This is a genomic window from Pseudarthrobacter equi (assembly GCF_900105535.1).
Classification (GTDB): domain Bacteria; phylum Actinomycetota; class Actinomycetes; order Actinomycetales; family Micrococcaceae; genus Arthrobacter; species Arthrobacter equi.
This window is the reverse complement of the sequence record NZ_LT629779.1, coordinates 2,027,447-2,048,632: the sequence shown is the minus strand read 5'-3', so window position 1 is coordinate 2,048,632 and position 21,186 is coordinate 2,027,447. Positions and strand designations below refer to the sequence as shown.

The window sequence follows — 21,186 nt, the reverse complement described above, 5'->3', positions numbered from 1 at the left end:
CCTTTTCATTGCCTTAACTGCTGGACCGGGCTACTGCTCCACAACCAGGAGCAGGTCCCCGCCCTGCACCTGCTCCACCGCGGAGATGGCGAGCCTGCCCACCTTGCCGCCCACCGGCGTCGTAATGGATGCTTCCATCTTCATCGCCTCGATGGTGGCAACGGTATCGCCGGGGTTCACGGTGTCACCGGCCTTCACGGTGATCGTGACCGCGCCTGCGAACGGAGCGGCAACGTGGCCGGGCTGTGCCGGGTCCGCCTTCTCGGCGGCCTTGACGTTGCTGACCACCGAACGGTCACGCACCACCACCGGCCGGGACTGGCCGTTCAGCGTGCACATGACAGTACGCATGCCCTTTTCGTCGGGTTCGGAGACGGCTTCCAGGGAAGCGATCAGCCGGACACCGCGTTCCAGTTCGATTTCGTGCTCGGCCCCGCGCTGGAAACCGTAGAGGTAGTCGCGGGTGTCGAGGACGGAGATGTTGCCGTAGGTCTCCACGCTCTTCAGGTAGTCCTTGGTGGGACCGTCGAAGAGCAGCCGGTTCAGCGTGTGCTGGCGCGTCTTGGAATCGGACTTGAGCGCGGCGCTGTCCTCGGCGCTGAGCTCGGCGTCGCGGACCTTGATGCTGCGTCCCTGGAGTGCCTTGGTGCGGAAGGGCTCAGGCCATCCTCCGGGAGGGTCGCCGAGTTCGCCGGACAGGAACCCGATCACAGAATCGGGGATGTCGTAGTTCTGCGGGTTCTCATTGAAGTCCGCAGGATCGGCGTTGAGGCCCACCAGGTGCAGGGCGAGGTCGCCCACCACCTTGGAGGACGGGGTGACCTTGACCAGGTGGCCCAGGATCCGGTCGGCTGCCGTGTACATGTCCTCGATGGCTTCGAACCGCTCCCCCAGGCCCAGCGCAATGGCCTGCTGGCGGAGGTTGGAAAGCTGGCCACCGGGAATCTCGTGCTTGTACACCCGGCCGGTGGGGCCCGGCAGGCCCGATTCGAAGGGTGCGTACACCCGGCGGACTGCTTCCCAGTACGGTTCCAGGGAGCTGACGGCGTCCAGGCTGAGACCTGTCTCGCGGGGCGTGTGCGCCAGTGCTGCCACCAGTGCCGATGCCGATACCTGGCTGGTGGTGCCGGCCAGGGAGGCCGAAGCCACGTCCACGGCGTCCACGCCGGCATCCACGGCAGCGAGCAGGGTCGCCAGCTGGCCGCCCGCCGTGTCGTGGGTGTGCAGGTGGACGGGAAGGTCGAAGCGTTCGCGGAGCGCGGCCACCAGCTTGGCGGCCGCGGCGGGCCGCAGCAGGCCGGCCATGTCCTTGATCGCCAGGATGTGGGCGCCGGCGTCGACGATCTTCTGGGCCAGTTCGAGGTAGTAGTCCAGCGTGTACAGCTTCTCCGCCGGGTCCAGCAGGTCGCCCGTGTAGCAGAGGGCCACTTCGGCGACGGCTGTTCCGGTTGCGCGGACTGCACGGATGGCGGGGGCCATCTGATTGACATCGTTCAGGGCGTCGAAGATCCGGAAGATGTCGATGCCGGTGGCCGCTGCCTCGTTGACGAAGGCTTCGGTGACCTCCTCGGGATACGGGGTGTAACCGACGGTGTTGCGGCCGCGGAGGAGCATCTGGATGCAGACATTCGGCAGGGCCTCGCGAAGCGCTGCGAGGCGGTCCCACGGGTCTTCGCCGAGGAAGCGGAGGGCTACGTCATAGGTTGCCCCGCCCCAGGCTTCAACGGACAGCAGTTCCGGCATCAGGGCGCTGACTGCCGGTCCGGCAGCCACGAGGTCGCGGGTGCGGACCCGGGTGGCGAGCAGCGACTGGTGGGCATCGCGGAAGGTGGTGTCCGTGACGGCAACAGCGGTTTGCTCGCGCAGCGCCTTGGCGAAGCCTTCCGGCCCGAGCTCACGCAGTTTCTGGCGGGAACCCGGCGCCGCCTGCTGGCCCTTCACCGACGGCAGCTTCGCCGCCGGGTCCGAGTGGACGGTCAGTTCGCCGTTGGGCTTGTTGACTGTGACGTCGGCCAGCCATGTCAGCAGCTTGGTGCCGCGGTCAGCGGACACCCGTGCCTTGAGCAGCTCGGGGCGCTGGTCGATGAAGTTGGTGGCGACGTCGCCGGCGATGAAGTCGGGGTCGTCCAGCACGGCCTGAAGGAAGGGGATGTTGGTGGAAACGCCGCGGATGCGGAACTCGGCAAGGGACCGGCGGGCGCGGGCCACGGCGGCGGGGTAGTCCCGGCCGCGGCAGGTGAGCTTGACCAGCAAGGAGTCGAAGTGCGGGCTGATCTCGGCGCCGGAGTACACGGTTCCGCCGTCGAGCCGTACGCCGGCACCGCCTGCGGAGCGGTAGCCGGTGATCTTTCCGACGTCGGGCCGAAAACCGTTGGACGGGTCCTCGGTGGTGATGCGGCTCTGCAGGGCAGCGCCCTTGAGGTGGACGGTCTCCTGGGAGAGTCCCAGGTCGGCCAGGGTTTCGCCGGAGGCGATGCGCATCTGGGCCTGGACCAGGTCCACGTCCGTGACTTCCTCGGTGACCGTGTGCTCCACCTGGATGCGCGGGTTCATTTCAATGAAGACGTGCTGGCCGGCCCGCTCGCCTTCTGTGTCCACCAGGAACTCGACGGTGCCGGCGTTGACGTAGTTCAGCGCCTGCGCGAATTTGACGGCGTCACGGTACAGGGCCTGGCGGATGTTTTCGTCCAGGTTCGGCGCAGGGGCGATCTCGATGACCTTCTGGTGCCGCCGCTGGATGGAACAGTCGCGCTCGAAGAGGTGCATGACGTTGCCCTCAGCGTCAGCGAGGATCTGCACCTCGATGTGGCGGGGCCGCAGGACGGCCTGCTCCAGGAACATGGTGGGATCGCCGAAGGCGGCGTCCGCCTCGCGCATGGCCGATTTGAGGGCCTCGGGAAGCGCTTCACGGGTGTCCACCCGCCGCATGCCACGGCCGCCACCGCCAGCCACTGCCTTCGCAAAGATGGGGAAGCCGATCTCATCGGCGGCGGCAAGCAGTTCGTCCAGGTCCTTGGACGGCTCACTGGACTTCAGTACCGGCACGCCGGCCGCGCGGGCCGCCTTCAGTGCCGCCACCTTGTTTCCGGCAAGTTCCAGGACTTCGGCCGGCGGACCCACGAACGTGATGCCGGCTTCCTTGGCTGCGCGGGCCAGGTCCGGGTTTTCCGAGAGGAAGCCGTACCCGGGGTAGATGGCGTCAGCGCCGGACTCCTTGGCCACCCGCACCACCTCGGCGACGTCCAGGTATGCCCGGACGGGATGCCCTTCTTCGCCAATCAGGTACGCCTCGTCCGCTTTCTGCCGGTGGATCGAGTTTCGGTCCTCATGGGGAAAGACGGCAACGGTCTTGGCGCCCAGCTCGTAGCCGGCGCGGAAGGCCCTGATCGCGATTTCGCCGCGGTTGGCCACCAGAACTTTGGAAAACATACTTCTCCTGCATCATTGCGGGTGGATCGGTGAGTGGTCACAGTGTCTAGGACCCACAAGGACAAACACAAATCTTTGTGTCAGCCATCACAGATTTCCCCGTCATGTCCTGATCGGTTTGTGCCGGGCCGTCCTGATATGACCCGCCTGCACCGCCAGTGCCATGCCGGGCGCCCATAAAGCAGGATTCACCGCGGCATCCACATATGATGAGTAGGGCGGCAGGACCGTCCGGCTTCGGTTCCGCCGGAGCAAACATTACCCCCAACACGGCATCCGGCGTTAGGTTTTGGTCTCTCAAGTGCAAGTAGTCAGCATCAGCAGCCTTAAGGGTGGAGTCGGCAAGACTTCCGTCACCACAGGATTGGCGTCTGCGGCGCTGGCCGCGGGAATCAAGACCCTTGTGGTGGACCTTGATCCCCACGCGGACGCAACCACGGCCCTGGGCGTGCAGCCCGGCGAGCAGCTTGATATCGGACGGATGCTCAAGAGCCCCCGCCGTGCCAAGCTCGCCGAGAACGTAGTGCGGAGCAACTGGAGCGCCCGCGCCCACTCAAACGGTTCCGGCCCCGCTGTCCTGGACGTCGCCGTCGGCTCCGCCTATACGGGGATCTACGACCGTCCGGACCTTGGCCGCCGCGACCTTCGCCGGCTCACCGCGGTCCTGGCCGGTGCAGGCAACTATCAGCTGGTGCTGATCGACTGCCCGCCGTCGCTCAACGGCCTTACCCGGATGGCGTGGTCCGCCAGCGACAAGGTGGCACTTGTGGCCGAACCCGGGCTCTTCTCGGTGGCGGGCACGGAGCGCACCATGCGCGCCATCCAGCTCTTCAAGCAGGAGTTCGCCCCCAACCTTTCACCGGCCGGCATCGTCGCCAACCGGGTGCGGAGCGGCTCCTCCGAGCACACCTACCGGCTGGCTGAGATGGAGTCGATGTTTGGCGAGCTGCTGCTGAGCCCGCGGATCCCCGAGCAGGCCAACTGGCAGCAGATCCAGGGCGCAGCGCATCCGGTGCACCACTGGCCGGGCGACTCCGCCAAATCCGCCGCCGCCCTGTTCGATGAGCTGCTGGCCAACCTGATGGCTGCGGGCAGCGGCCTCCGAAGCCGCGCGCGCTAGGGACGAACCTTAAACGAACAGGGGCCGCACTCCTCCGGGAGGAGTGCGGCCCCTGTTTGTTGGTCTGCAGGTCAGCTGATCTTTCGAGCCGCCCGCCGCTTGCTGAGCTCATCGTCAGGGAAAGTCTGCTCGGCAGCGTGCTCGCTGGGCAGTGATGCCAGGCTGCCCTCCACCTCGCGCCATACCCGGCCAACCGCGATGCCGAAGACGCCCTGGCCGCCCTGTACGAGATCAATGACCTCATCGGCGGAGGTGCATTCGTAAACGCTGGCGCCGTCACTCATCAGGGTGATCTGGGCGAGGTCTTCCACGCCGCGTTCACGCAGGTGCTCCACGGCGGTGCGGATCTGCTGGAGGGAGACCCCGGTATCGAGGAGCCGCTTGACCACCTTGAGGACCAGGATGTCGCGGAATCCGTAGAGGCGCTGCGAGCCGGACCCGGCCGCGCCGCGTACGGCGGGCTCCACCAGTCCGGTCCTGGCCCAGTAATCGAGCTGCCGGTAAGTGATCCCGGCCGCCTTGCATGCGGTGGGACCGCGGTAGCCGGCGTCCTCGTCCAGGACAGGGAGGTCTTCGGTAAAGAGGAGGCCCTGGGCACCGCTTACGGGCACGGTGGCACCGGCCGTGGGCTGCTTCAGCCCGCCTGCTTCACCTTTAGGACTCACCTGGATCCTCCTTGTCGTACGCTCCCGGGAACAACTGCAGCAGCGTGGGCATGAAGACCATGCATGTAATTCTCGCGGGGCGCACTTTCCAGTGTGACTTGCGCGGCTGCCGTAAGCAATGGGAACTTGATACTTCGACGTTAGGCCCGGAGGGTCGCAAGGTCAAAGACGTTGGCGCTTTGAGGGGGCGTGTCGAAACTTTCAGCCTCAACTTTAACCTTAACGTGACCTAGCCGTCGAAATCTTCCGGCTCCACGTCATCGAGGAATTCACGGAATCTGCGCAGCTCGCGCTCCTCGTCCACAGTGGGGTTCGGCTCCGTGTCCTCGCCTTCGTCGTGCTCGGTGATGCGGACTCCGGCCTCGTCCATCACCGAGTCTGCGCACCAGATGCGGCACTTCGCCCGCAGGGCAATAGCGAGGGCGTCAGAGGCCCGCGAACTGACAGTGGTGCCGTTCTCGAACTGCAACTGCCCGTAGAAGATGTTGTCCTCCACGGCAACAATGTTCACGCTGACCACCGAGTGGCCCAGCGATTCCACGACGTCAACCAGGAGGTCGTGTGTCATGGGCCGGGGCGGAACCACGCCCTGCTGGGCCAGGGCGATGGCGCTGGCCTCCGGCGTTCCGATCCAGATGGGGACGTGGCGCTCCCCGTGCATCTCGCGGAGCAGCACCAGTGGCTGGTTGGACGGCAGTTCGATCCGAACGCCAACAATCTCGACTTCAATCATCAGATGTCCATGCGTGAGATGTGGTCCTGCACCAAAGCACGGTGCAGGGTGAGGCAGAGGTCGCTGATTTCGCGGGCTGCCTCAGCTGCACGCGCCTGGGATGCGGAGTCCTTGCGGGACGCCAGGGGTGCCACCGCGCGTTCCACGAGGCCGAACTCCCGTTCTGCAGCCGCCTGGAAGGGACGGAGGTGGCGTGGCTCAAGTCCATGGCCCTCGAGTTGGACGCAGGCACGCGCAACCTGGAGGGCATGTTCGTCGAACCGGCCATTGGTGTGGCTGATGAGGCCGAAGTCCAGGAGGGACTTCAGGAGCGGGACGCTGGCGCCGGATTCCGTCCGCAGCTGCTCTTCGGTGAGCTTGCGGCCATGGTTCTGAAGTTCGGCAGCGAGTTCGTCGGACACGATCCGCGGTGAAACCACGACGCCGGGCGGCAGGTTTTCCGGACGCTCTCCCCTGTCAATGGCATCAAGGTAGTCCTTGATGACCTTCAGGGGGAGGTACTGGTCCCGCTGCAAGGCAAGGACGAACCGGAGGCGTTCGACGTCGCCGTCGGAGTACTGCCGGTAACCGGCCGGAGTGCGCCGGGGGTTGATCAGGCCCTTTTCCTCAAGGAACCGGATCTTCGACGCTGTCATGCCCGGGAAGTCGGCACTGAGCTGGGCGAGTACCTCGCCAATGTTCAGGACCTGGGGTCCCCGGCGTTCGGGTTGTGCCATTGCCACAGGCAGCGGTCCCCGGATCAGCCGCGGCCTGCAGCTGTGGCAGGGCTCAGGTAGAAGGTAAGGCGGAACTTGCCAATCTGGACTTCGCTGCCCGACTTGAGCTCCACTGCGTCCACGCGGTCGTGGTTGACGTACGTGCCGTTCAGGCTGTTCCGGTCCACCACTTCAAAGCTGCGTGCCGTGCGCCGGAATTCGACGTGGCGGCGGGAAACTGTGACGTCGTCGAGGAAGATGTCAGCGTCAGGGTGGCGGCCCGCCGTCGTAACGTCCGAGTCGAGCAGGAAGCGCGCTCCGGCGTTTGGTCCGCTGTGGGCTACGAGCAGCGCCGAACCCGCAGGCAGGGCCTCGACGGAGTTGCGCTCCTCGAGGGAGAGCTTGGGTGCGATGGTGGGCTCATCCCGGATGGGGGTGAGATGGATCGAGGTGGTCTCCGACGCCTTAGCCGCACCCGTGCCGTATTCCCCATCGGCAGGGTTCTGTGTGTGGCCAGCCATGGATTCCTCCTCTTCCCGCTGCCGCCCGTCAGGGCTGCAGCCAACGTTTGCCCGCCGGACCGTCCCGGCAGGTCCGGTTCCGGCTCCGCATCCGGCCGTTGACGTGCGAAGACGTTCGTGCCTGCGAGGCGGGCCGGACCGGATTTACCGGTTAGCTTTAGCCTACCTGCTGTTCGTACTCGGATGCACTGAGCAACGAGTCAACAGCGTCTGCTTCGGCGAGTTTGACCTCGATCAGCCAGCCGTCGCCGTACGGATCAGTGTTGATGAGTGCGGAATCGGAGTCCAGTGACTCGTTGCGGGCCACAATTTCGCCCGAAACCGGCGCGTAGATGTCGCTGACGCTCTTGGTGGATTCGACTTCGCCCACCACTTCGTTGGCCGTAACCTTTGTACCCACTTCGGGCATCTGCGCGTACACAACATCCCCAAGGGCGTCCTGGGCAAAGTCGGTGATGCCCACGCGGACCACGCCGTCAGCGTTGGGGGCAGTGACCCACTCGTGCTCGGCGGTGTAGGACAGGTCTTCGGGAATGTTGCTCATTGGGGGCCTTTCGTAGGGCTGGACACCAAGGTCAGGAGGCGCGGAAACGAGCCGCCGCTGAAAGTATAGGCATATCTGCCGGGGCGTTCACGGGGGTGTCTGCGAAGATGGGACGCATGAGCGCGCTTCGTTGCGCCGGACTGCGCGGAGAGGGCGGGTAACCATGCCGGAGCTTCCCGAGGTGGCTGGCCTGGCCACCTTCCTGGACGGACAGCTGCGTGGCGCCGTCCTGACCAAACTGCAGGTTGTCTCCTTCGCGGTGCTCAAGACGGCGGATCCTCCCTTCAACGCGATTGAGGGCCGCATCGTGGCCGGAGTCCGCCGCTTTGGAAAGTTCATCAGCATCGACACCGATGGCATGTCCCTGGTGTTCCACCTGGCCCGCGCCGGTTGGCTCCGCTTCACGGACTCCCCCGCGGACAGCCAGTTGAAAATGGGCAAAGGGCTGATTGCTGTCCGCTGTGCTTTCTCCGCACCGGACGGGCCGCGCGGGTTCGACCTCACGGAGGCCGGCACCAAGAAGAGCCTTGCGGTGTACGTGGTGCGGGATCCGCAGGACGTGCCCGGGATCGCCGCGCTGGGTCCGGATCCGTTCACGGAGACGTTCGACGCCGGCATGCTGGCCGGGATCCTCGGGGCCAGTTCCCAGCAGATCAAGGGCCTCCTGCGCAGCCAGAGCGTCATCGCCGGCATTGGGAACGCCTACAGCGACGAAATCCTGCATGCGGCCCGCATTTCCCCGTTTGCCACCGCCAAATCCCTGGACCGGGAAACAGTCCAGGTGCTGTACGAGGCCATCCACGGCATTCTGGGCGAAGCACTGGCCGAAGCCCAGGGCAAGCCTCCGAAGGATTTGAAGGACGTCAAGCGCAGCCATATGCGCGTCCACGCGCGCACGGGGTTGCCGTGCCCGGTCTGCGGGGACACCGTGCGGGAGGTGTCCTTCGCCGACACAGCGCTCCAGTACTGCCCCACCTGCCAGACCAAGGGCAAGATCCTTGCTGACCGGCGGACATCCAAGTTCCTGAAATAGCCGGCCCACGAGGGAAGAAGCGACGTTCGCGGCGGCTGGGCAGCGCCCGGGGCCGCGTGCCAATTCGGGGCTGCGGTGCCGGGCGGCGGCTTGCTACCCGCGGGTAGGCGGTCGACGGCCGCGCAGGTTCCCGGAGAGACGCTGGAAACGCCTCACTCCCCCTATGTTTGCAGGGAATCGCAGGTAAGAGAAGGAAGTCCCTTCCCACGCCGGAAACACCTTAGTATCCTTGATGTCACGTCCCCCGAATGCTCATATCCTGGCGGACGGAAACTGGTTACATGAGGGTCCAGACACAGGCGCTCACTCCCCACACAAAGTGCCCCTCTGGGCCTTTTGCATGTGTTCAGTCATCACTGAAGCGCCCCTCGACCGTGAACCGGGGGAAACAGGTTCACGCGCTGGGCCGGCGCCCGCACCCTCAAGCCCAAGCTACTCACGCGGCAGGCTTGAGTGACAACCGCAGACAGGCGAGTCGACAACGACGTGGACCGTGCCCATATGACGGCCCGTGCCTGCCCATTCTGCCTGCTTGCCTGCTCCTGCGGGGTATCGATCCATTCGATCACCTGAGGTAAATGTCATGAAGAGAACAGCACGTTTTTTGAGTTCGACTGTCCTGGTGGCAGGACTCACGCTCGGCGGCTCGGCAACTGCCGCTTTCGCCAACAGCAACGACAAGGTCAGCGACCACAACTCGTCCTATTCCAGGACGTACGACAAAGACCAGCGCGACCGCAGCGACCGTGACCGCGACCACCGCGATCACCGGTACCTCTTCATCTGTTTCGACCGCCGCGGCAACCACTGGTTTGAGTGGGGCGACAGGTATGACAACAGGAGGAATTGCTACGTGATCCGCGTGCGGTACTGATCCACCGGGGCATCAAATAACGCTTGCGGGCGTTAAAGCAAAAGGGCCGCTTTCCGGAGTCATTCCGGAAAGCGGCCCTTCGTGGTCGGGCTGACAGGATTTGAACCTGCGACCCCTTGACCCCCAGTCAAGTGCGCTACCAAGCTGCGCTACAGCCCGCTGGTTCCGCCGTTCTCCGCTGCAGGTCATCCCGGATTCCTCCGAAGATTTCCATCAGCAGTCCGGCCGAACCACCTAGAAGAGCTTACACGATCGAAAGGGGTGTGGATGACACTTTCCGGGAATCGGGCCCGGACGTGTCGGAGTCAACACCCGTCCTAGCGCTTCTTGCCGCGCTTTTCGCGGACGCGCATGTTGACCTCGATGGGCGTGCCTTCGAAGCCGAAGGTTTCCCGAAGCCGGCGCGTGATGAACCGGCGGTACCCGGGATCGAGGAAGCCGGTGGTGAAGAGTACGAACTTCGGCGGCCGGCTGGAGGCCTGGGTACCAAAGAGGATGCGCGGCTGCTTGCCGCCCCTGACGGGGTGCGGGTGGGCAGCTACCAGTTCGCCGAGGAAGGCGTTCAGGCGGCCGGTGGGGATGCGCCTGTCCCAGTTCTCCAGGGCGAGGTCCAGGGCAGGGACCAAGCGGTCCTTGTGCCAGCCGGTCAGGGCCGAGATGTTCACGCGCGGCGCCCAGGCCACGTGGGCCAGGTCCTGTTCGATCTCACGTTCCAGGTAAGTGCGGCGTTCGTCGTCGAGCAGGTCCCACTTGTTGAAAGCCAGCACCAGGGCGCGGCCCGACTCGATGGCCAGCTGAAGGATACGCACGTCCTGTTCGCTGAGGACCTCGTCTACGGCGAGGAGCACGACGGCGACCTCCGCCTTCTCAAGGGCGGCCTGCGTCCGCAGCGAGGCGTAGTAGTCAGCTCCCTGCGCCATGTGCTGGCGGCGGCGGATACCTGCAGTGTCCACGAAGCGCCAGGTGCGGTCGCCAAGTTCAATGAACTCGTCCACGGGGTCCCTGGTAGTGCCGGCGGTGTTGTCCACCACCACGCGCTCGGTTCCCGCAAGCTTATTCAACAGCGAGGACTTGCCCACGTTGGGGCGGCCAATCAGCGCGATGCGGCGGGGGCCGCCTGAGCGCTCCACGCCTTCAACGGTGGAAAACTCGGGCAGGACATCCATGACGTGGTCCAGGAGGTCAGCCACGCCGCGGCCGTGCAGGGCGGAGACCGGGTACGGCTCGCCGAAGCCAAGGCCCCACAATGCGGCGCTGTCGGCTTCCTGGGCGAAGTCGTCCACCTTGTTGGCCACCATGATGACCGGCTTCTTGCTGCGGCGGAGCATCTTCATGACGCCTTCATCCGTGGCGGTGGCGCCGACGGCGGAGTCGACCACGAAGAGGACGGCGTCGGCGAGTTCCACGGCCATCTCGGCCTGCTCGGCAACCCGGGCGTGGATGCCACGGGCGTCGTGTTCCCACCCGCCCGTGTCCACCAGGGTGAAGTTGCGGCCGTTCCAGCTTGCCGAGTACATGACGCGGTCGCGGGTGACACCGGGGGTATCCTCCACCACTGCTTCGCGGCGGCCGAGGATGCGGTTCACCAGCGTGGACTTGCCCACATTGGGCCGGCCGATGATGGCCAGGACAGGATCCAGCTTGACGGGACCGTCCAGGTCATCGTCGCCGTATTCGCCGCTTAGGAGGGCGGCATCTTCCTCGTCCAGCTCGTAATCCTCCAGGCCTGCCCGGAGGGAGGCAGCACGGAGTTCGGCTTCGTCGTCGCCGATCGCCGCAAGCCGCTCGGCCACCTGGTCTGCGCCGGAAGGCGTGTACTCGTACTCGGCGGAGCCGGAATGCCCGGATGTCTGCGTGGTGTCGCTCATTGCACTGTCCTTAGTGGTCATCTGCCGGCGTCCCGGCTACTGCTGTTAAGTCTTGGGGAGCATCAGCGAACGGCAACGGCTGCCCACTGAGCTGAATGGCGTCGCGGACGTGCCCGGCCAGCGCTGCGCGGATTTCCTGCGCCGCCCTGTCCATTGAAGCACGGCCTGTTTCCCCTGCCCTGCGGGTCAGGGTCAGGGCGGGGCCGAAGGCCACATGGAACCGGCGGCCCGGCCGGGGCACGGAGTCGAGGTGTTCCCCGCCAACACGCGTGCCCAGGATGGCCACCGGCACCACGGGTGCGCCGGAATTGAGGGCAAGCCAGGCAACGCCGCCGCTGATCCCCGCGGCGTCCCCGCTCCCCCGTGTACCTTCGGGCAGGATCCCGACGCAACGCCCGGCGTCGAGCACGTCCTTGCACCGTTGCAGCGCGGCACGGTCGCCGCGCCGGTCCACCGGCAATTGCCCGGAGGCGTTGAGGACCCGGCCAAGGAATCCCTTGAACATCTCCTGCTTGACCAGGATGTGCATGGGCCGCGGCGCGGCCCCGAACATGACCGGTCCGTCCAGGTAGCTGATGTGGTTGCCGGCAAAGATTACCGGGCCGCCGGTGGGGACGTTGTCCCGGCCGGTGACGGTGGTGCGGTAGACGAGATGGTCAAGGATCCAGCCGACAGGCCTGCTCCAGGCCATGGTCCAGCCCGCGGGTGCCCCGGCGGTGCCCTCAGTCACGGTTGAGGACCTTGGTGACAATCACCAGTGCGGCATCCACGGTCTGCTCAAAGTCCAGGTCCGAGGAGTCCAGCGTCACCACGCCGGAAGCAGCCTGGGTGAAGTTCACCACCGCTGAGTCCTTGGCGTCGCGGTGTGTGACCTGGGCTGCCAGTTCCGCGGCGTTCTGCGTGCCGCCGAGCTGGAGGCCGCGCCGGCGCAGCCGTGCTTCCTCACTGGCAGTCAGGAGCATGCGCACCTCAGCTCCGGGGGCGACGACGGTGGTGATGTCCCGGCCCTCCACCACCATGCGGCGGTGGTGCTTTTCGATCAGGTCGCGCTGGCGGCGGATCAGTTCGGTCCGTGCACCCAAGGTGGTGGCCACCGCGCTGACGGCGGAGGAAATGGCGGGCTCGCGGATGGCGTCCGTGACGTCCACGCCGTCCACCCTGACATATTCCTCGTTGGGGCTGGTGCTGACTTCCAGCACCAGGTCCCGCGAGGCCTGTTCCACGGCTGCGGCGTCCTCCAGGTCTATGCCGGTGGTGACGCAGTGCCAGGTGAGGGCCCGGTACATCGCGCCGGTATCCAGGTAGGCAATCCGCAGCCTCCGGGCCACTTCCTTGCTGACGCTGGATTTGCCGGAACCGGAGGGGCCGTCGATGGCAACAACGAGCGGCCGGCCGATGCGCAGGGCGCGCACGGATTCTAGGAGTTCTTGTGTCATTACTGAAGTACCCGCCATCCGCGGTCGTTGAGGGCTTCGATCAGGTGGTCATGCTTATTGGGCAGCACGGATATTTCCACCATACCGACGTTCTGTCCGGAGGAATGGTCAAGCCGCAGGTCTTCCAGGTTCACGCCGATCTCACCGATCTCGGTGAGCAGCTGCGCGATCTGGCCGGGCCGGTCGTCCACCAGCACGGTAAGCCAGGAATACGCCTGCGGCGGGCCGCCATGCTTGCCGGGGATCCGGGCCTGGCCGGCATTGCCCTCGCTCATCAGCTGGGCGAGGTCCAGCCTCGCCCCGGGCGCGGTGGGGTTTTCCAGCGTTCCGATCAGGCGGTTCAGGTCTTCCCGGACGCCGTAGAGGATGTCCACTACCTTGCCGGCGTTACCGCCCAAAATCTGCACCCACAGGGTGGGATCGCTGGCAGCGATCCTGGTGACGTCGCGCAGCCCGTTCCCCGCGAGGGACAACGCATGCAGCGGTGTCCCCTGCAGCCGGCTGGCCAGCAAGGAGGACATCACCTGGGGCAGGTGCGAAACAAGCGCTACGGCTTCGTCGTGCTCGTCCGGGGTGAACTGTGAAACGACGGCGCCCAGGTCCGTTGCAAGCGAGCGCGCAATCTGGAGGGCTGCTGCGGAGGTCTCCTCCGAGGGGCACACCACCCACGGCATGGACGTGAAAAGCTCACCGCGGGCCGCAACCGGTCCGGACTTTTCGCGTCCGGCCATGGGGTGCGTTCCCACATAACGGGCCAGGTCCGTGCCGCTGCTCCGAAGGCTCGACAGGATGCCTGCCTTAACGCTGGCGATGTCCACCACCACGGCGTCCGGGTAATCGGACAGCGCGGTGGTGACCACCTCGGCCGTGACGTCCGGCGGCGCCGCCACCACTACCAGCTGCGGTGCTGCACCGGCCAGCTCCGCGAGGGGCCGGCCGGCGCCGATGTCAACAGCCACCGCCTGGTTGGTGGGCGACGGGTCGGACAGGAAGACGGGGACGCCGCGGCCCCTCAAGCCCAGGCCGATACTCGTCCCCAGCAGCCCGGTGCCGATCACGACGACGGGCCCGTCCAAATGCCCGCGGCCGTGGCTCTTGAACGCGGACATGCCTCAGAGTCCTACGGACGCCAGCAGGTGGCCGACTTCCTGCTTGCCGAGGTTGCGGATGCTGCCCTGGCGCTGGTCGCCCAAACCGATGGGTCCCACCTTGACGCGGACCAGCCGCTGGACGGGGAAACCAACGGCATCGAACATGCGGCGGACGATGCGGTTCTTGCCGGAGTGCAGTACCACTTCGATCAGCACGTGCCCGGGGGTGGAGTCCACCAGGCGGAAGGAGTCAACGGCTGCCGGCCCGTCTTCGAGTTCCACGCCGGCCTTCAGCTGCGCGCCGATTCCCTGCGGGAACGGGCCCCGCACCTGGACCAGGTAGGTCTTGGGGACTTCGTAGGAAGGGTGGGTGAGGCGGTTGGCCAGTTCGCCGTCGTTCGTGAGGAGCAGCAGCCCCTCGGTGGCGACGTCGAGGCGGCCCACATGGAACAACCGCTCACCGGTGTTCTTGTTGCTCTTGAGGAAGTCGCTGATGCACGGCCGGCCATCGGGATCCTCCATGGTGGACACAACGCCCTTGGGCTTGTTGAACACCATGTAGACGAGGTTTTCGTCCAGCTGGATGCGGAGACCGTCCACGTGGATGACCGCCGTGGTGGGATCGATGCGCACCCCAAGCTCGGTTACTACCTGGCCGTCCACCTCAACCCGGCCTTCAGCGATCATCTCTTCGCAGACGCGCCTGGACGCAACTCCAGCGGAGGCCATGACTTTTTGCAGGCGTACGCCGTCGGCGTCGTGCAGCTCAGACTGGGGAACGTCGGTGCGGGGGCGCTTCTTGCGGCCCGGCTTCCGGACCGGCCCGAGGTTCTGCCCGAAGCGTTCGCTGCCGAAGGCGCGGGAGGCCGCTGCGCCGGGAGCACCCGTGCGGGGCTTGGGCTTCACGGCACCCGGGGTTCCCGGAGCTTTCTTTGCGCCCGGCTTGCGGGCGGCAGGCTTCCGGGAAGAAGGCTTGCTGGACCGCTCCGGCGCGCCACCTTGCTGGGAGCCGGCCAAATCCGGGTCGATGAACCGTTCTTCGCGCGGTTTGGGGGCGCGCTGCGGCCGGTCGCTGCCGAAGCCCTGGCCGCGCTGGCCGCCGGCGGAACCTCCGCCGAATCCTCCGCCGGCTGTCCCCCTGCGGGGGGTGTTGCCCTGCGGCTTGTTCCGGTCCGCGCCGCCGCGTCCGGAGCTGTTACGTGGTGAACCCTGGCGTCCCGCCTGTGTCATGACCCGTCCTCTGCTGTTTTGGCCTGCAAAAGCTGTCCACGGACAACCCTAGCCAGCCGGGCAGAAATTATCTGCCCTGGTGGATATTCATCTGCAGGCCGGATTTTCCGGACCTACATTCTGTCGGCGTCGTAGAACTCCGCGATGCCTTCCAGCCCCGGGAGGTGCGGGGAAAGCTGCGGAAGCCCGGCCACAGAGCTGATTCCCATCCGTTCAAGGAAGTAGGAGGTGGTCCGGTAAAGGATGGCCCCGGACTCGGGATCCGTTCCCGCGTCCTCAATCAGCCCGCGTTGGGCAAGTGTCCGTACGACAGAGTCAACATTGACCCCGCGAATTGCAGACACCCGAGCCCGGGAAACGGGCTGCCGGTAAGCGATGACCGCCAGCGTTTCCAATGCCGCCTGCGTGAGCCTGGCAGTCTGCCCCTCGAGCACATACTTCCCGACGATGTCGGCGAAGTCCGGGCGGGAGTAGATCCGCCAGCCACCGGCGATGTTCCGCAATTCAAAACCCCGGGGGCTGGAGCCAAAGCCAGTTGAACTGGCCTGTTCCTCATCCGGGGCGTTAACAGTATACCCGTTGTAATCAGCCTGAAGATCCGCCAGCAACTCCCGGACCTCCCCCAGCGTCAGTTCCAGCCCGGCCGCCAGTTCATCTTCGGTGGCCGGCTGGTCAACCACCATGAGCACGGCTTCAAGCGCGGCTTTGGCGCCACCGGGCAGGTCGCGGAGGCTGGCTCGGGCATCGTCATGGCCCTCGGCGCTGTCAGCGGTGTTCACGGTTGTTCCTCATATTCTTCGCTCAGGTTTTCCGCCGACCAGTCGCGCTCCCCTGCCGTCCAGTGGATAGCCAGGTCCGCGAGCGGTGACAGCTGGTCGAAGGCCACGGCCCTGTCCCGGTACAGCTCCAGGAGGGCCAGGAACCGTGCCACCACCACCAGCGTCGAGTCGGCGTCTGCGGTCAGTGCCCTGAAGGTCAGGGGTGATTCATGCTGCAGTCGGATACCCAGGATCTCCGCCTGTTCCTTGACGCTGACAGTGCCGCCATGCAGGTGCCCCAGGCCAACCTCGGTTGGCTTCGGCGCCTTGGGCCGAAGGGCGGCTGCGGCGAGGGCGGCGAACTGCTCCGGGGTGTGCTTCCACACAAGCTCGGGAAGCATCGCTGCGAAATGCTCCTCGAGGGCCACCTGGCGGGGAAACCGCCGGCCTTCCTCGTGCAGGGTGCCGCCCAGGAGCCCTGCCACCTGCTTGAAGGCCTTGTACTGCAGCAGGCGGGCAAAAAGGAGGTCCCTGGCCTCCAGGAGGGCGATGTCTTCGTCGCTCTCCACCTCGCCGGCGGGCAGCAGCCGGGCCGCCTTCAGGTCCAGCAGTGTGGCTGCGATGACCAGGAACTCACTGGCCTCGTCCAGCGCCCAGTCCTGGCCAAGTTCCTGCAGCTTGCGGATGTACTTGATGAACTCATCGGTGACTGTCGCAATGGCAACTTCGGTGATGTCGAGCTGGTGCTTGGCGATGAGTCCGAGAAGGAGGTCGAACGGGCCGGTGAAGTTGGCCAGCCGCACCTCAAAGCCGGGTTTGGATTCGGCCACGGCGTGGCTAGGGTGCGCCGCCGCGCGAAATGAGCTCCTTGGCGAGGCGGCGGTAGGCGTCCGCTCCCACGTGGGTGCCGGCATAGCTGGTGATGGGCTCTGCGGCCACCGTGGCGTCCGCGAACTTGATGGAGCGCTTGATGACCGTTTCGAAAACCTTGTCCCCGAAAGCTTCCACCAGGCGGGTGATGACTTCCCGGCTGTGCAGGGTGCGGGCGTCATACATGGTGGCCAGCACGCCATCAACCTGAAGGCGCGGGTTGAGCCGGTCCTGGACCTTGTCGATGGTTTCAACCAGCAGTGCTACCGCGCGCAGGGCGAAGAATTCGCAGATCAGCGGGATGATGACGCCGTGGGCGGCGGTGAGGGCGTTGACGGTCAGCAGGCCGAGGGACGGCTGGCAGTCGATGAGGACGACGTCGTAATCGTCTTCGACCTTCTTCAGCGCACGGTCCAGGACCTGTTCGCGGGCTACCTCGTTGACCAGCTGCACTTCGGCAGCGGAGAGGTCGATGTTGGCAGGCAGCAGGTCGACGTTCTCCACGCCGGTGTGGTGGATGGCTTCGCGGATGTCCACCTTGCGGTCCATCAGGACGTTGTAGACCGTGAGGTCCAGTTCGTGGGGGTTGACGCCCAGGCCGGCCGACAGCGCACCCTGGGGGTCGAAGTCCACCAGCAGGACGCGCCGCCCGTATTCGGCGAGGGCTGCCGCGAGGTTGATCGTGGACGTGGTCTTCCCCACTCCGCCTTTTTGGTTGACCATGGCGATGACGCGCGCGGGCCCATGGGAGGGCAGCGGCGCGGGTTCGGGGAACTCACGCAATGGGCGACCCGTAGGGCCCATCACCGCGTTGTCGAGGTCGAATTCCGTGCCTTCCAGAGTTGCCGCACCCTGTTCGCTGCTCACGTATCTGTCCACACTTTCGATGACGGTGACTTGCTTGCCGCTGGATCCCCAGCGCCGTTCCTTCCCTCCAAGGCTACAGCCGCCGACACGGCATTCCGGGTAACTTGACTTTCTTCGAATGTTGAGCCTTGACCCTCTAGTTGAGGTCGAAGGTTGAGGCTTCTGATACGCGAAACGGCCCCCGGAGCGTGCTCCGGGGGCCGTTTGACTGCAAGGCGGGGTTAGGCGCTGGCGGCAGCCTTCGCGCCTTCTTCCTTCGGCGCAAGCTCGCCGTGCCCGGCGATCATGGTCTGCTCGTCGAAGGGCAGCTCGCCGGAGAGGACCCGGGTGACCTGTCCGCCGTCGATTTCCTTGACCCAGGTGCCGATCAGGATGGTGGCCACGGCGTTGCCGGTGAAGTTGGTCAGGGCGCGGGCTTCGGACATGAACCGGTCGATGCCAACGATCATGCCCACGCCGCCTAGCAGTTCGGGCTTGTGGGCCTGCAGGCCTGCTGCGAGCGTTGCCAGGCCGGCGCCGGTGACGCCGGCAGCACCCTTGGAGGCAATGATCATGAAGATCAGCAGCGAGATCTGGGCGCCGAGATCCAGCGGGGTCCCCATGGCATTGGCGACGAAGAGTGAAGCCATGGTCAGGTAGATGGCCGTGCCGTCAAGGTTGAAGGAGTAGCCCGTGGGTACCGTGACGCCGACGACGGGCTTGGAGACGCCCAGGTGTTCCATCTTGGCGATGAGGCGGGGCAGCGCTGCCTCGGAGGAGGACGTGGAGAAGATCAGGAGGTATTCGCGAGCCAGGTACTTCATCAGCTTGAAGATGTTGACGCCGGACACAACCTGCAGGATACCGCCGAGGATTACCACGATGAACAGTGCGCAGGTGATGTAGAAGGCGATCATCAAGGTGAACATGCTCACGATCGCCTGGAAGCCGGTCGCACCAACCACGGCGGCGATGGCACCAAAGGCGCCGACGGGAGCCAGCCACATGATCATGATCAGGATACGGAAGACGAGCGCCTGGCCGTGGCCGATGGCCTTGAGGATGGGAGCGCCCTGCGGGCCCATCTTCTGCAGCGCGAAGCCAACGAGGATGGCTGCGAGGAGGGTGGGAAGCACGGGGACGTCACTGGGAATGATCCCCAGCAGGAAGTCCACGGTGCTGTCCGTGGCGGCCTTCTTGTTGGGATCGTACGGCGTGAGCTTGAGTCCCTCACCCGGGTGGATCAGGTTGCCCACCACCAGGCCGATGGCCAGGGCGAAGGTGGACATGACCACGAAGTACGCAAGCGCCAGGCCGCCCACCTTGCCGACGGTGGCGGCTTTGGCGATGGAGCCGATGCCCAGGACGATGGTGCAGAAGATGATGGGCGCGATCATCATCTTGATGAGCTTGATGAACCCGTCGCCCAGCGGCTTGAGGGATTTGCCCACTTCGGGGAACAGCAGGCCGACGACGGCGCCCAGGATAACGGCGGCAATAACGGCGATGTAGAGGTAATGCGATTTGTCCAGGCCCTTGCGCCGCGGCGCCGCGGTGTTCAGGGACTCTCCCCGTTGAGAAGCCATGATGTGTCTCCTTTGGATAATCTGATAGACGCTGCGGCACAGTCACTGGGCTCACACGTCCTGCGGTGTGATATCCATCATTGGCCACACCGTGATCCAGCTCACCGTTGCGTTCATATTGGTCGCGGCGCAGGTGCTGGGTGACCCAGCCAGGCGCCCGGAGACGGAGGGAAAGGTACTGATGATCCACCGCTGGAGTATCGCCCGCCGGCTCTTTGTGGCGAACCTGTTGATTGTGGTGTCCTTCATCGCCGTGGTGGGAACGGCGGCCTACGTGGACGCCCGGGACCGGACGTACAGCGAAGCGGGCCTGCGGATGACCGGCATCGCCACTTCGATCGCGTCCAACCCGCTGGTGCTGCAGGCCGCCGGGACCCGGGACCCGTCGTCGATCCTGCAGCCCTATGCCCTCGACGTCATGGAGGAAGCCCACGTCGATTTCATCACCATCATGGCCCCGGACCGGACCCGCTGGACCCACCCGCGGAACGAGGAGCTGGGCAAGCCCTACATCGGGTCCATCGATGCGGCGCTGCGGGGTGAGACCTTCACCGAGGTCACCTCCGGCACCCTGGGCCCCTCCGTGCGCACCATAGTTCCGGTGAAGGACGACGCCGGCACGGTCCGCGCCCTTGTGGCCGCCGGGGTGACGGTGGGCACCGTCGACGTCGCCTTCGCGGCGCGCCTTCCGGCCCTGGCCGCCATCGGCCTCGCGTTGCTGGTGGGTGGCTCGCTGGCCTCGTGGCTTCTGGGCCGGTACCTCCGGCGGGTCACCCGCGGGTGGGGGCCCGAGCAGCTCTCCCAGCTGTTCGCCTACTACGAATCCGTACTTCACTCTGTCCGCGAGGGCCTGATCCTGATCGACACCCGGGGACGGGTGGTGATGTACAACGACCAGGCTGCAGAGCTGCTCGGCCTTGCCCAGACCGGCAGCAGCGACCCCACCCGGCCGCCGTCGCTGTCAGACCTTCCACTCGACGAGGGACTCCGCAACCTTTTCGAGTCCGGGCGCCCTGCCAATGACGAGATTGTCCTTACCGGATCACGGGTCCTGGTAGTCAACCAGGGCCCGGCCAAGGGGCCGGAACCCTTCGGACCCCGGGGCAGGACACCCGTGTACGGTACGGTGGCCACCCTCCGCGACCGGACGGAGATCGAGGCGCTGGGCAATGAGCTGGAAACCATGCGCACCCTTTCCGATGCCCTGCGGGCACAAACCCATGAGCATGCCAACAGGCTGCACACCATGGTGTCTCTGCTGGAATTGGGACGGACCCAGGAAGCACTGGATTTCGCCACGAAGGACCTGGAGTTGAGCCAGCAACTGACCGACGACATGGTCAGTTCGGTGGACGAACCGGTCCTTGGCGCCTTGGTGATGGGCAAGGCGGCCGAAGCGCACGAACGCGGGGTGCACCTGGAAGTCACCGCCCTCGGATCCGGCACGTCGGCAGGGATCGCGGTGCAGGACCTGGTCACGGTCCTCGGCAACCTGCTGGACAACGCCATCGACGCCGCGGCCGACGCTCCCCCGCCGCGCCGGGTGGAGCTGACGGTAGAGTCGGACGTTGAGGGGCTGGATATCGCCGTCCACGACTCGGGGGCCGGCATCGATCCGGCGTCTGCAGAGAACATGTTCCGGCATGGTTTCAGCACCAAACCCGCCGGCCCGGGCGGGCGCGGCATAGGCCTGGCTTTGGTCCGCCAGGCTGTGCAGCGCCTGGGCGGCTCGCTGGTCATCAACGGGCGCCGGGGTGCCAAATTCGAGGTGTTCCTGCCGGCGGCGGTGGCGCCGGAGGCGGCCGTGCCGGAGAATTCACCCGGTGCGCGGAACAGGGATACCGGAACTGCTGCCGGGACAGACGCTGCCGGAAAGGGAGCATAAAG

General features: G+C 65.8%; 19 protein-coding genes and 1 tRNA gene. 4 read left to right on the top strand and 16 right to left on the bottom strand.

Annotated elements, in window-relative coordinates:
- Positions 1–30: 30 nt before the first annotated feature.
- Entirely contained in the window at positions 31–3,429 is a 3,399-nt protein-coding gene (locus BLT71_RS09240) for a pyruvate carboxylase (RefSeq protein ID WP_091719449.1), read from the bottom strand.
- 301 nt (positions 3,430–3,730) lie between these two features.
- Here BLT71_RS09240 and BLT71_RS09235 point away from each other — a divergent pair, with 301 nt between their 5' ends.
- Entirely contained in the window at positions 3,731–4,549 is an 819-nt protein-coding gene (locus tag BLT71_RS09235; RefSeq protein WP_091719447.1) for a ParA family protein, read from the top strand.
- A gap of 71 nt (positions 4,550–4,620) precedes the next feature.
- On the opposite strand, the gene BLT71_RS09230 is transcribed toward BLT71_RS09235, so the two are convergent.
- From BLT71_RS09230 to gcvH, 5 genes are all read right to left on the bottom strand, one after another.
- The gene (locus BLT71_RS09230) at positions 4,621–5,214 is read right to left on the bottom strand and encodes a MerR family transcriptional regulator (protein ID WP_091719445.1); all 594 of its coding nucleotides are present in this window, start codon (positions 5,212–5,214) and stop codon (positions 4,621–4,623) included.
- 229 nt (positions 5,215–5,443) lie between these two features.
- Positions 5,444–5,947 carry a bifunctional nuclease family protein gene (locus tag BLT71_RS09225; RefSeq protein ID WP_015936753.1) on the bottom strand — a complete coding sequence of 168 codons (504 nt, stop codon included), beginning with the start codon at positions 5,945–5,947 and terminating at the stop codon, positions 5,444–5,446.
- Positions 5,947–6,663, bottom strand: coding sequence for a transcriptional regulator FtsR (gene ftsR, locus BLT71_RS09220; protein WP_015936752.1), 717 nt, complete (start codon positions 6,661–6,663; stop codon positions 5,947–5,949). The genes BLT71_RS09225 and ftsR overlap by 1 nt, the downstream gene beginning before the upstream one ends.
- Positions 6,664–6,686: 23 nt before the next feature.
- On the bottom strand, positions 6,687–7,163 hold the full coding sequence (locus BLT71_RS09215) for an FHA domain-containing protein (protein ID WP_015936751.1): 477 nt from the start codon (positions 7,161–7,163) through the stop codon (positions 6,687–6,689).
- Positions 7,164–7,320: 157 nt separating this feature from the next.
- The gene (gene gcvH, locus BLT71_RS09210; RefSeq protein WP_015936750.1) at positions 7,321–7,707 is read right to left on the bottom strand and encodes a glycine cleavage system protein GcvH; all 387 of its coding nucleotides are present in this window, start codon (positions 7,705–7,707) and stop codon (positions 7,321–7,323) included.
- 163 nt (positions 7,708–7,870) lie between these two features.
- Here gcvH and BLT71_RS09205 point away from each other — a divergent pair, with 163 nt between their 5' ends.
- Both BLT71_RS09205 and BLT71_RS09200 read left to right on the top strand, forming a co-directional pair.
- The gene (locus BLT71_RS09205; RefSeq protein WP_091719443.1) at positions 7,871–8,740 is read left to right on the top strand and encodes an Fpg/Nei family DNA glycosylase; all 870 of its coding nucleotides are present in this window, start codon (positions 7,871–7,873) and stop codon (positions 8,738–8,740) included.
- Positions 8,741–9,323: 583 nt separating this feature from the next.
- Positions 9,324–9,614, top strand: coding sequence for a hypothetical protein (locus BLT71_RS09200; protein ID WP_157693444.1), 291 nt, complete (start codon positions 9,324–9,326; stop codon positions 9,612–9,614).
- An 82-nt stretch (positions 9,615–9,696) separates the two neighbouring features.
- Here the strand turns inward: BLT71_RS09200 and BLT71_RS09195 are convergent.
- From BLT71_RS09195 to BLT71_RS09150, 10 genes are all read right to left on the bottom strand, one after another.
- Positions 9,697–9,773 (bottom strand) — tRNA-Pro (locus tag BLT71_RS09195).
- Between the two features lie 158 nt (positions 9,774–9,931).
- Positions 9,932–11,482: a ribosome biogenesis GTPase Der gene (gene der, locus BLT71_RS09190; protein WP_091719440.1), complete on the bottom strand. Its 1,551-nt coding sequence runs from the start codon at positions 11,480–11,482 to the stop codon at positions 9,932–9,934.
- A 10-nt stretch (positions 11,483–11,492) separates the two neighbouring features.
- Positions 11,493–12,173 carry a lysophospholipid acyltransferase family protein gene (locus BLT71_RS09185; RefSeq protein ID WP_091723935.1) on the bottom strand — a complete coding sequence of 227 codons (681 nt, stop codon included), beginning with the start codon at positions 12,171–12,173 and terminating at the stop codon, positions 11,493–11,495.
- Positions 12,174–12,204: 31 nt separating this feature from the next.
- On the bottom strand, positions 12,205–12,918 hold the full coding sequence (cmk, locus tag BLT71_RS09180; RefSeq protein ID WP_091719438.1) for a (d)CMP kinase: 714 nt from the start codon (positions 12,916–12,918) through the stop codon (positions 12,205–12,207).
- A complete protein-coding gene (locus BLT71_RS09175) occupies positions 12,918–14,027 on the bottom strand; it encodes a prephenate dehydrogenase (protein WP_091719436.1) in 1,110 nt (369 codons plus the stop codon). Before BLT71_RS09175 ends, cmk begins: the two co-directional genes overlap by 1 nt.
- 3 nt (positions 14,028–14,030) lie before the next feature.
- Complete coding sequence (locus BLT71_RS09170) at positions 14,031–15,239, bottom strand: pseudouridine synthase (RefSeq protein WP_091719434.1); 1,209 nt, start codon at positions 15,237–15,239, stop codon at positions 14,031–14,033.
- 113 nt (positions 15,240–15,352) lie between these two features.
- Entirely contained in the window at positions 15,353–16,018 is a 666-nt protein-coding gene (gene scpB / locus BLT71_RS09165; protein ID WP_091719432.1) for an SMC-Scp complex subunit ScpB, read from the bottom strand.
- Complete coding sequence (locus tag BLT71_RS09160; RefSeq protein ID WP_091719430.1) at positions 16,015–16,827, bottom strand: segregation and condensation protein A; 813 nt, start codon at positions 16,825–16,827, stop codon at positions 16,015–16,017. The genes scpB and BLT71_RS09160 overlap by 4 nt, the downstream gene beginning before the upstream one ends.
- A 7-nt stretch (positions 16,828–16,834) precedes the next feature.
- Positions 16,835–17,734: a ParA family protein gene (locus BLT71_RS09155; protein ID WP_045732436.1), complete on the bottom strand. Its 900-nt coding sequence runs from the start codon at positions 17,732–17,734 to the stop codon at positions 16,835–16,837.
- A gap of 221 nt (positions 17,735–17,955) precedes the next feature.
- Positions 17,956–19,299 (bottom strand): cation:dicarboxylate symporter family transporter, encoded by a 1,344-nt coding sequence (locus BLT71_RS09150; RefSeq protein ID WP_091719428.1) that lies wholly within the window; start codon positions 19,297–19,299, stop codon positions 17,956–17,958.
- A 181-nt stretch (positions 19,300–19,480) separates the two neighbouring features.
- Here BLT71_RS09150 and BLT71_RS09145 point away from each other — a divergent pair, with 181 nt between their 5' ends.
- The gene (locus BLT71_RS09145; RefSeq protein WP_091723933.1) at positions 19,481–21,184 is read left to right on the top strand and encodes a sensor histidine kinase; all 1,704 of its coding nucleotides are present in this window, start codon (positions 19,481–19,483) and stop codon (positions 21,182–21,184) included.
- The last annotated feature ends 2 nt before the right edge of the window (positions 21,185–21,186 follow it).